The sequence below is a fragment of the Aeromonas intestinalis genome (assembly GCF_054052485.1).
On sequence record NZ_JBSTYK010000026.1, the window covers coordinates 16,943 to 27,352 of the forward strand.

The following is a 10,410-nucleotide window of genomic DNA, read 5'->3' on the forward strand; positions in this document are numbered from 1 at the left end:
AGACAGGGCATGCCAACAGGCGAAAACAGGAAATCTCTGGGCCCCCTGGCCATTGCGGGTGTCGAGCCTTACCAGATGAAAGCTGGCGAGGAGTACATGAATGACCAACAGAAGGTTCATTTCCGCAAGATCCTGGGAGCCTGGCGTAACCAACTGATGCAGGAAGTTGACCGCACCGTTGACCATATGAAGGATGAGGCTGCCAATTTCCCGGATCCCGTCGATCGCGCCGCGCAGGAAGAAGAGTTCGCGCTCGAGCTGCGTACCCGCGACCGTGAACGCAAACTGATCAAGAAGATCGAGAAGACCTTGCTGCTGCTCGAAGACGATGACTTCGGATACTGCGAGCATTGCGGTATCGAGATTGGCATCCGTCGTCTGGAAGCCCGTCCGACCGCCGACCTCTGTGTCGACTGCAAGACGCTGGCCGAGATCAAGGAAAAACAGATGGCAGGCTGAGGCCGACCATCAAGGTGAATCACAGAAGGGAGCTTGCGAGCTCCCTTTTTTATTGAGATTTTGCCGGGTGCAGCCCAGAATGCGGTCTCATTATTCAGTTTTCCCCGATGATCATGCCCACCACTGCCACCCCTACGCCCCCGACTCGCCCCTATATCGGTCGCTTCGCCCCCTCGCCGTCAGGCCCGCTCCACTTTGGATCCCTGGTGGCGGCCCTTGGCAGCTTTTTGCAGGCGAGATCCCGGCAAGGGAAATGGCTGGTGCGCATCGAGGACATCGATCCGCCGCGGGAGATGGCCGGCGCGAGCGACCTCATTCTCGGCACACTGGAGGCCCATGGCCTCGAGTGGGATGGGGAGGTCGCCTACCAGAGCCGGCGCCATGGGCGCTATGACGAGATCATCGAGGGGCTCTATCGCGCTGGCCATCTCTACTGGTGCCGCTGTACCCGGCGCGAGATCATGGCCGCTGGCGGTTTCTATGGCGGCCATTGCCGGGAACTGGGCCTGGTGTCGGCTGGTTGCGCCGCCCGCCTGCGCCAGCGCCACCCCGTTCATCATTTCGACGATGCACTGCAGGGCCATATTGCCGTTCCCGCTGCCCTCGCGGAGGAGGACTTCATCATCCGCCGCCGGGATGGACTCTACGCCTACAACCTGGCGGTGGTGGTGGATGACATGGACAGCGGCATCACCGAGATTGTCAGGGGCGCCGACCTGCTGGAGCCCACAGTGCGCCAGATTGCCCTCTACCAGATGCTGGGAGCGCCGGTGCCCGCCTGGGTGCATCTGCCCCTGGCGGTACTGGCCGATGGGCACAAGCTCTCCAAGCAGAATCACGCCCCGGCCTTGGCCCTTGATGAGGTACGCCCCGCCCTCTGGCAGGCCCTCGCGTTTCTCGGTCAGGAGCCGCCCCCCGAGCTGCTCGAGGGATCCGTTGCCCAGATGATTGATTGGGGCATCGCCCACTGGCAGTTGGCACGGGTGCCCCATCAGCCGACCATTCTGTTTGGGGGCAACAAGCCGGATACCTGACCCAGTCGGCCAGCAGGTCGGCGCCGTATCCGGTGCGCAGACCACATAGTTTCGCATTTGGCCAGGCCTGAGCTATGATAGGCCGCTATTTTTTGGCCTCCCGTCAATTTGAAGTCATGAAGAGGTGTACCATTTTTTCCCAGATCGCAAACTTTTGCCGCAAGGTGCTCGGCAAGGAAGACGGCGAGCAGTCGATGGAATCCAGCCTGCCGACCCATGTCGCCGGCCAGCGCCGCATCCTGAGCCGTGACCAGCACCCCATCTCGCGCAAAGAGATCAGCGAGAACGCGCTCAAGGTGCTCTACCGCCTGAACAAGGGAGGCTATGACGCCTACCTGGTCGGTGGCGGCGTCCGTGACATTCTGCTCGGGAAGACGCCAAAGGATTTTGACATCGCCACCAACGCGACGCCGGAACAGATCAAGGCACTGTTCAGCAACTGCCGCCTGATCGGCCGCCGCTTCCGCCTGGCTCACATCGTCTTTGGTCGTGACGTGATCGAAGTGGCCACCTTCCGGGGTCACCACCATCAGGTCAATACCAGCAAGCACGTGTCGGCCCAGTCTGATGAAGGCATGCTGCTGCGGGACAACGTCTACGGTACCATCGAAGAGGATGCCGAGCGCCGCGACTTCACCGTCAATGCCCTCTACTACAGCGCCAGGGACTTTACCCTGCACGACTTCGAGGGGGGCATCGAGGATCTGGCCGAGCGCAAGCTGGAGCTGATCGGCGATCCCGAGACCCGTTATCGGGAAGATCCGGTGCGCATGCTGCGCGCCGTGCGCTTCGCCGCCAAGCTGGACATGCACATCAGCCCGCGCACCGCAGCCCCCATCAAGGAGCTGGCGCCCCTGCTGCAGGACATTCCGGCGGCCCGCCTGTTCGAGGAAACTCTCAAGCTGTTCCTCGCCGGCGACGGCCTGGCCACCTACAAGCTCCTGCGGGAATACGGTCTGTTCCAGCCTTTGTTCCCCCAGGTCGCCGCCCTGTTCACCCCCTATGGCAACTCTCCCTACGAGCAGTTCATCGAACAAGCCCTGATCGACACCGACAACCGGGTCCGTGAGGAGAAGCGGGTCAGCCCGGCCTTCCTCTACGCCACCCTGCTGTGGGGCGCCGTCGAAGCCCGTGGCCGGGTGCTGGAGAACGAGAGCGGCCTGCCCTGGTACGACGCCTTCATGCTGGCCATCAACGAGGTGCTGGATGCCCAGGTACGGATCATCGCCGTGCCGCGCCGCTTCACCACGGACGTGCGCGACATCTGGGCACTGCAACAGCGACTGACCCGTCGTCAGGGCCGTCATCCCGAGCGCGCCATGGAGCATCCCAAGTTCCGCGCGGCCTTCGACTTCCTGTTGCTGCGCAACCGGGTCGAGCGGGGCCTGGGCGAACTCGCCAGCTGGTGGGAACGCTACGTGGCCGCCAACCCGGACGTGCGCCCGCAGTTGCAACGGGACGCGGGACGCGGTGAGCGTGCACCGGCAGGCGAGCGCAGCGGTGAGAAACGCAGCAGCAACAGCCGCAATCGCCGCCGCCCCCGTCGCCGCAAGCCCAAAACCGCCGAGTAAGCCAGTCCCATGATCGAGGTCTTCGTCGCCATCGGCTCCAACCTGGGAGATCCTCTCGCCCAGGCCAGGCGGGCCATCAGCGCAATGATGGCGTTGCCGGAGTCTAACCTGATACAGGCCTCGCATCTCTACGGCAGTCGCCCCATGGGCCCGGCGGATCAGCCGGACTATGTCAATGCCGTGGTGCGACTCCAAACCCGGCTCGGCCCCCTGGCCTTGCTGGATCAATTACAGAAGATAGAGCTGGAACAAGGACGTGTGCGCAAGGACGAGCGCTGGGGTCCACGGACTCTGGATCTGGATCTGCTGCTCTATGGTGAGCAAGTCATCCAGCATGAACGCCTGATTGTCCCTCACTACGGCATGAAGGAGCGGGAGTTCGTCCTGCTGCCCCTTGCCGAACTGGCGCCCGACCTGGTGCTGCCCTGTGGCACCCCGCTCGCCGAACTGGTTGCCCGCTGCCCGCGCAATGGTCTGTCGATCCTTGCCGGTGCCACGGATGAGTAGAGAAGTAGGAGCAACGCAATGAGCAAGATCACCATTACCAACCTGCAGAAGATGAAGCAGGACGGCCAGAAAATCACCGCCATCACCGCCTATGACGCCACCTTCGCCAAGCTGTTTGACGACGAGGGCGCACAGGTACTGCTCATCGGCGATTCCCTCGGCATGGTGCTGCAGGGTGGTGAAGACACCCTGGCGGTCAGCATGGACGAGATGGTCTACCACACCCGCTGCGTGGTGCGTGGCACCAGCAAGGCGCTGGTGGTGACCGACATGCCGTTCATGAGCTATGCCACCCCGGAGCAGACCTACCAGAACGCCGCCCGGCTGATGGCCGCCGGTGCCCGCATGGTGAAGATGGAAGGGGGCGACTGGCTCTGCGAGAGCATCCGCCATCTGACCCGCAACGGTGTGCCGGTATGCGGTCACCTGGGGCTGACCCCGCAATCCGTGCACGTGCTTGGCGGCTTCAAGGTGCAGGGGCGCGATGAGTATCACGCTCAGGAGATCTACCGCCAGGCCCTGGAGCTGCAAGCTGCCGGCATCCAGCTGCTGGTGCTGGAATGCGTGCCGGTCGCCCTGGCCGAGCGCATCACCAAGGCACTGCGCATCCCGGTGATCGGCATAGGTGCGGGCCCCGCCACCGATGGCCAGATCCTGGTCATGCACGACGCCTTCGGCATCACCTCCGGCTATGTGCCCAAGTTCACCAAGAACTTCCTGGCCGAGACCGGCGACATGCATGCCGCCATCCGCCTCTATGTGAAAGAGGTCAGCGAGGGCACCTTCCCGGGCCCGGAGCACTGCTTCAACTGACAGCCGGCCTCAGGGACGCGAGCGGGGGCCATGGCCCCCGTTTCGCCATCTGCCGATAACCCATTCAACCCATTCTCTTGGATCTATCCGAAGGTGAACTATTGATGCTCGTCGTTAATAATCCCGCCGCCCTGCGCGAGCAGATCGGTCAGTGGCGCCGTGAAGGTCGTGCCATCGCATTCGTCCCTACCATGGGCAACCTGCATCAGGGCCATCTGACCCTGGTCAACGAGGCCCGCAGCCACGGTGAGAAGGTGGTGGTCAGCATCTTCGTGAATCCCTTGCAGTTCGACAAGGCCGAAGACCTCGCCAACTACCCCCGCACCCTGGAGCAGGACTGCGCCGCCCTGCAGGCCGCCGGCGTGGATCTGGTGTTCACCCCGACCCCGGAACTCATGTATCCCCATGGTCTCGCCAGCCAGACCTTCGTCGAAGTGCCCGGTCTCTCCAGTCTGCTGGAAGGGGCGCTGCGTCCGGGGCACTTCCGCGGGGTAAGCACCGTCGTCACCAAGCTGTTCAACCTGGTGCAACCGGATGTGGCCTGCTTCGGCCAGAAGGACTACCAGCAGCTCGCACTGATCCGCAAAATGGTGGATGACATGGCCATGCCTATCGAGATCGTCGGTGTGCCCACGGTGCGTGCCGAAGACGGGCTGGCCCTGTCATCACGCAACGGCTACCTCACCGCTGCCGAGCGTGCCCTGGCCCCCGAGCTCGCCCGCACCATGAACTGGGTAGCCGAGCAGATCGAGGCGGGAGAGCATCACCTGCCCTCTCTGGTGGCCAAGGCCAGTCAGCGTCTGGACAACGCAGGTTTTCGGACCGATGCCATCGACATCGTCGATGCGGCGACCCTGGAGGCGGCAACCGGCGACAGCCAGCAACTGGTGATCCTGATGGCCGCTTATCTCGGCAAGGCTCGCCTCATCGACAACCGCGTCGTCACGCTTGCTCACGCTGACCCCGGCTGATGCGCCCGATGGCCGTGCTCAAGTACGGCCATTCCATCAATAGCCCCATTGCCCACCATCACTGCGCCTTATCCCAAGGAGAGACCATGTCCAAGAAGGTTTATTGCATCGCCCAGTTCCAGCCCAAGCCGGGCAAGGAGCAGGCCCTGTTCCAGGTACTGCAGAGTCTGGAGCCCAACACCCTGCGCGAAGATGGCTGCCAGCAGTACATAGTGACTCGCCACATCCCGAGCCCCTTCGCCGAGGGTGAGAGCTTCCCCATCGTCTTCAACGAGATCTGGCGTGACATGGCAAGCTTCGAGGCTCATTGCCAGCGGGCCGAGATCAAGGCCTTCTTCGAGCGTTACTGCCTCGCGGATGACGGTCTGGCCGCCAAGTGGAATGTCTGCGTCTACAGTGACGAACCGGTGCAGTACGACGCCCCCGTCTTCTGATCCGCCTGGATGACCATCACACCGGCTGAATATACAGACACCGGCGCAAGGCCGGTGTCTGGTCATCAGGTGAACCGTGGTGCGTCACTGCACTTCGGCAGCCCCCACCAGCAGGTCGTTTGAAATATTATACAGCGCCAGCCCCTTCTCGCCGTCCAGCACCTTCACATCATCACCGGCACGAAAACGCTGAAAGCTTTCTCCGCATTTCACTTTATAAATTTTGTTTGACTCAAGATTAACTGAACATTGTTCGCTGTTTATAGATATCAGCTTTATTTTTGATTCTTCCAGCACATGATATCCAGCACTGACCGCGGCAGCGCTGCCGGTAATAGCCAACAGGATGGCACCGCAAACAATTCCATTTCTCATTTATCTCTCCAATGAACATTAAAATAAAGTGATCTCACAGACTATCTCGAGGCTGGTGCTGTCATGCCGTGACAAATAATGGACACCGAACCTTCCTGCCATCTCAGACAGAAAATGAGGCATGCATACACCAGACAAGTACGTGCTTCCGTGGGTTATCAGGTAATACGGCTCCCGAACATGGGTAACAGAATAAGGGCCGTGTCGGCAATATTCAGGATCCCATTATTATCAACCATGGTGAGGCTGTTTTGTTCTGCATCAAAATCCGGTGAGATAATGCGCACCAAGGTTTGGCCCCGCCCAGTGCCCGTGCTGACTGAAACAGGTATCATTTTCAAGCATCCAGTACGGCTGCACCGCTCCAGCCTTCTTCCCGTTCCATCGTCATGAGGTATCACCTCCCTGCCGCCAGAGACTTTCCCTGCTCTTGGCTTTCTGACCAGGGCCATGGATGGGTTCAAGATGAAATTAGGAAAAACGATGCACCATGAATGCGATTATTTCGTCATGCATTTGTTGTAAATGTTTTAATAAAAAGCACGCCACCTTATTAATCGGTACAGATGGCATCATCAAACATAGTAAATACTGAGCCTGTAAAATTGCTAAGTTTTGATGTGGTGTTTCACCCTATAAAAACAAGCATCGCAATAATTATGATGCCAGGACTATCATGTCATCATGCACAAGAAAAACAAAACCAAGTAACATATATTAAAAGAAGGTGGAGGGATTTTAAATCCCATATCGCACAAAGAGGTTATAGAAAGATCGGGCAAAGCGAGGGGTGATGATCATAAATATAAGTCGGCATGAAATAATTGAATCAATGTATCAACTCACCTGCTTTCTTCTGCATCCACCATCAATCAATGTGGCTATATCACGAGATATGAGAAAGCGAGCGTGGAGCCTTACATGGACATAATAAAAAGGCGCCAATGGCGCCTTTTTATGCTCAGTCACTCAGTGCCGCAAGCCAGTGCCGCGAGAGATGAGCCACCAGGCCAGGCCATAGAGGGCCACGATGAAGCCGATGATGATGAGGTAGGCGGTGCCGAGCGGCACGTCGGAGATACCGAGGAAGCCGTAACGGAAGGCGTTCACCATGTAGATGATGGGGTTCACCTGGGAAACCCCCTGCCAGAATGGCGGCAGCAGGGTGATGGAGTAGAAGACGCCACCAAGGTAGGTGAGCGGTGTCAGCACGAAGGTCGGGATGATGCTGATGTCATCGAAGGTCTTGGCGAACACGGCGTTGATGAGCCCCCCCAGAGAGAAGAGGATGGCGGTCAGCAACACGGTGATGAAGACGCTGAACAGGTGGTGGATCTGCAGCGGCACGAAGAACAGGGACACCAGGGTGACGATGAAGCCGACACAGAGGCCGCGGGCGACGCCGCCCCCCACGTAGCCGGCGATGATGACGTAGTTCGGCACCGGCGCCACCAGCAGCTCTTCCACGTTGCGCTGGAACTTGGCACTGAAGAAGGAGGAGGCGACGTTGGAGTAGGAGTTGGTGATGACCGACATCATGATGAGGCCGGGCACGATGAACTCCATGTAGCTGAAGCCCCCCATCTCACCGATGCGCGAGCCGATGAGGTTGCCGAAGATGACGAAGTAGAGGCTCATGGTAATGGCCGGCGGCACCAGGGTCTGCAGCCAGATCCGGGTGAAACGGACCACTTCCTTGGTCAGGATGCTCTTGAAAGCGATGTAATAGGTGTTGGCATTCATGCTGTACAAACCCCTTCCAGCAAGGTGATGGGATCAATCTCGAAACTCATGCTTTGCGCCCCTCTTCCACCAGGTTGACGAACAGCTCTTCCAGCCGGTTCGCCTTGTTGCGCATGCTCTGTACCTGCACACCCTGGGCGGAGAGCTGCTCGAACAGGCTGTTGAGGGACTGGCTCTTGTCCAGTTCCACCTCCAGGGTGCGCTCATCCTGCATGCGGCCCTGGAATTCGGGCACATTGGGCAGGGCGGAGCCGGGGGCCAAGTCCAGCATGAAGGTCTCCCGTCCCAGCTTGCCGAGCAGGTTCTTCATGCTGGTGTTTTCAATCAGCCGCCCCTTGTCGATGATGCCGATGTTGCGGCACAGCATCTCCGCCTCTTCCAGGTAGTGGGTGGTGAGTATGATGGTGACCCCCTGCTCGTTGAGCTGCTGCAGGAAGTGCCACATGGAGCGGCGGATCTCGATGTCCACCCCGGCGGTCGGCTCATCCAGGATCAGCAGCTTGGGCTCGTGCATCAGGGCGCGGGCAATCATCAGGCGCCGTTTCATACCACCGGACAGGGTGCGGGCCGCCATGTCGCGCTTGTCCCACAAATCGAGCTGACGCAGGTACTTCTCGGCGCGGATCTTCGCCTCGGCGCTCGGCACGCCATAGAAGCCGGCCTGGTGGATGACTATCTGGCTCACCTTCTCGAACTGGCTGAAGTTGAATTCCTGGGGCACCAGGCCGAGCTGGGCCTTGGCCAGCTCCAGTTCGCCATCGATATCATGGCCGAACACCTTTACCTTGCCGGCGCTCTTGTTCACCAGCGAGCTGATGATGCCGATGGTGGTGGACTTGCCTGCCCCGTTCGGGCCGAGCAGGGCGAAGAAATCCCCCTGCTTGACGCAGAGATCGATGCCCTTGAGAGCTTCGACGCCCCCCTGATAGGTCTTCTTCAGACCGCTGATTTCCAATGCGTTCATTGCAACCCCTGTGATGGATGTGCCCATCTCGAGACAGAAAAGGCGGCCAAGGCCGCCTGCAGGCAGTCGATGACGCTGTCACCCTGCCGTTGCCACTGTGAGCCTTGCTTATTCTTGCGGAACTACCTTGCCGATGAACGGCAGATTACGATACTTCTGGGCGTAATCGATACCACAGCCCACCACGAATTCGTCCGGGATGGAGAAACCGATCCAGTCCACCGGTACCTGTACTTCCCGGCGAGACGGCTTGTCCAGCAGGGTGCAGATGGCCAGGGACTTGGGTTCACGCAGGGAGAGGATCTCACGCACCTTGTTGAGGGTGTAGCCGGTATCGATGATGTCCTCGACGATCACCACATCCTTGCCTTTGATGTCATCATCCAGGTCTTTGAGGATGCGCACGTCACGGGTGCTGTGCATGCCGGAGCCATAGCTGGAGGCAGTCATAAAATCCAGAGTGATGGGCAGTTGGGTCTGACGGCACAGGTCGGCCAGGAAGACGCAGGAGCCACGCAGCAGGCCGATCATGACCACTTCATCGGAGCCCTGGTAGCGTGCGGTGATCTCTTCACCCAGCTTGGCGATCCGGGCGGCAACGTCAGCCTCGGAGATCATCACCTCGACGATATGTTTCATCACTTACTCCAATAATGGCCAACGGGTCGTTGGCCGTTCATGTACATCAAAGCCGAGGATTCTACCATTCCAGCCCCGAGGCGTCAGGCATACGTGATGCTTTTATCGGCTTATTTTAATTGATAGAGTTAGCAAGCCTTTCGGCATTATCGGTGACAATACTATAAACACCATAATCAATAACTATTAGATGAAAAAACTATGGAACCACGCGCAGAAATAAGACGTCGAACCCGGCTCTCGCCGGAGGCTCGTCGTGATCAATTGATGGAATGTGCCATCGAGGTATTTTCCCGTCGCGGCATCGGCCGTGCGGGGCATGCCGAGATCGCGGAACAGGCCAAGGTATCGGTCGCGACCGTGTTCAACTACTTCAACACCCGTGAAGATCTGGTCGATGAAGTCCTGGCAGAGATCGAGCGTTTTGTGCAACAAATCCTCGAGCAGGCCTATACCGGTCAGGGGCCGGTCAAGGAGAGCATCCACCGCCACGTCAAACTCTTTGTCGATGCCGCCTATGACAGCCCGGACCATGCCAGTATCTGGCTGGAGTGGAGCTCGTCGGTACGCGAAGAGGTCTGGCCCCGCTACACCCGTCTGCTGGACAAGGCACTGGAGCGCATCGCGCCCCACCTGCAGGCAGCCATGGACGATGGCGAGATCCAGAGCGTGCTGTCGGCGCAGGATCTGGCCCGCTCCCTGACCGGGTTTGGCTACGTCATGATGCAGATGATCAATCAGCCCCAGCGCCCGTCCCGGGAAGAGGTGACTGATTTCCTGTTCAAATATGTGACGGCCCCCCTTCAGGTAGCCTAACCGCCTCGCCAATGAAAAGCGGGGGGGGGGGGCGCGGGGCCGGCCGGCGGGGGGGTGTGGGGGAGTGGGGGGGCTTGGGCGCGG

The 10,410-nt window shown here is 59.6% G+C and carries 12 protein-coding genes; 8 read left to right on the forward strand and 4 right to left on the reverse strand.

All coding sequences use genetic code 11. From position 1 onward, the window contains the following. Positions 1-9: 9 nt before the first annotated feature. The 7 genes from dksA (at position 10) to ACW5W7_RS20890 (ending at position 5,789) form a co-directional block, all read left to right on the forward strand. Positions 10-459 carry an RNA polymerase-binding protein DksA gene (dksA, locus tag ACW5W7_RS20860; RefSeq protein ID WP_349921104.1) on the forward strand — a complete coding sequence of 150 codons (450 nt, stop codon included), beginning with the start codon at positions 10-12 and terminating at the stop codon, positions 457-459. Positions 460-572: 113 nt separating this feature from the next. After that, on the forward strand, positions 573-1,493 hold the full coding sequence (gene gluQRS, locus ACW5W7_RS20865; RefSeq protein ID WP_456502948.1) for a tRNA glutamyl-Q(34) synthetase GluQRS: 921 nt from the start codon (positions 573-575) through the stop codon (positions 1,491-1,493). A 116-nt stretch (positions 1,494-1,609) separates the two neighbouring features. Beyond that, positions 1,610-3,064 (forward strand): polynucleotide adenylyltransferase PcnB, encoded by a 1,455-nt coding sequence (gene pcnB / locus ACW5W7_RS20870; RefSeq protein WP_456502949.1) that lies wholly within the window; start codon positions 1,610-1,612, stop codon positions 3,062-3,064. A 9-nt stretch (positions 3,065-3,073) separates the two neighbouring features. Continuing rightward, complete coding sequence (gene folK, locus ACW5W7_RS20875) at positions 3,074-3,571, forward strand: 2-amino-4-hydroxy-6-hydroxymethyldihydropteridine diphosphokinase (RefSeq protein WP_456502950.1); 498 nt, start codon at positions 3,074-3,076, stop codon at positions 3,569-3,571. A gap of 18 nt (positions 3,572-3,589) precedes the next feature. Then, positions 3,590-4,384, forward strand: coding sequence for a 3-methyl-2-oxobutanoate hydroxymethyltransferase (gene panB / locus ACW5W7_RS20880; RefSeq protein WP_456502951.1), 795 nt, complete (start codon positions 3,590-3,592; stop codon positions 4,382-4,384). Between the two features lie 104 nt (positions 4,385-4,488). Further along, the gene (gene panC, locus ACW5W7_RS20885) at positions 4,489-5,355 is read left to right on the forward strand and encodes a pantoate--beta-alanine ligase (RefSeq protein WP_456502952.1); all 867 of its coding nucleotides are present in this window, start codon (positions 4,489-4,491) and stop codon (positions 5,353-5,355) included. An 86-nt stretch (positions 5,356-5,441) separates the two neighbouring features. Further along, on the forward strand, positions 5,442-5,789 hold the full coding sequence (locus ACW5W7_RS20890) for a putative quinol monooxygenase (RefSeq protein WP_349921098.1): 348 nt from the start codon (positions 5,442-5,444) through the stop codon (positions 5,787-5,789). Positions 5,790-5,873: 84 nt separating this feature from the next. On the opposite strand, the gene ACW5W7_RS20895 is transcribed toward ACW5W7_RS20890, so the two are convergent. The 4 genes from ACW5W7_RS20895 to hpt all read right to left on the reverse strand — a co-directional run bounded on the left by ACW5W7_RS20895 (position 5,874) and on the right by hpt (position 9,510). Next, entirely contained in the window at positions 5,874-6,164 is a 291-nt protein-coding gene (locus ACW5W7_RS20895; protein ID WP_349921097.1) for a hypothetical protein, read from the reverse strand. 969 nt (positions 6,165-7,133) lie between these two features. After that, positions 7,134-7,907 (reverse strand): ABC transporter permease, encoded by a 774-nt coding sequence (locus ACW5W7_RS20900; RefSeq protein ID WP_349922368.1) that lies wholly within the window; start codon positions 7,905-7,907, stop codon positions 7,134-7,136. A 46-nt stretch (positions 7,908-7,953) separates the two neighbouring features. Continuing rightward, positions 7,954-8,871, reverse strand: a complete 918-nt coding sequence (locus tag ACW5W7_RS20905; RefSeq protein ID WP_349921095.1) for an ABC transporter ATP-binding protein — start codon at positions 8,869-8,871, stop codon at positions 7,954-7,956. Positions 8,872-8,979: 108 nt separating this feature from the next. Beyond that, on the reverse strand, positions 8,980-9,510 hold the full coding sequence (hpt, locus tag ACW5W7_RS20910) for a hypoxanthine phosphoribosyltransferase (protein ID WP_349921094.1): 531 nt from the start codon (positions 9,508-9,510) through the stop codon (positions 8,980-8,982). A 201-nt stretch (positions 9,511-9,711) separates the two neighbouring features. On the opposite strand from hpt, the gene ACW5W7_RS20915 reads away from it, so the two are divergent. Continuing rightward, positions 9,712-10,326 carry a TetR/AcrR family transcriptional regulator gene (locus ACW5W7_RS20915; RefSeq protein WP_456502953.1) on the forward strand — a complete coding sequence of 205 codons (615 nt, stop codon included), beginning with the start codon at positions 9,712-9,714 and terminating at the stop codon, positions 10,324-10,326. Positions 10,327-10,410 lie beyond the last annotated feature (84 nt).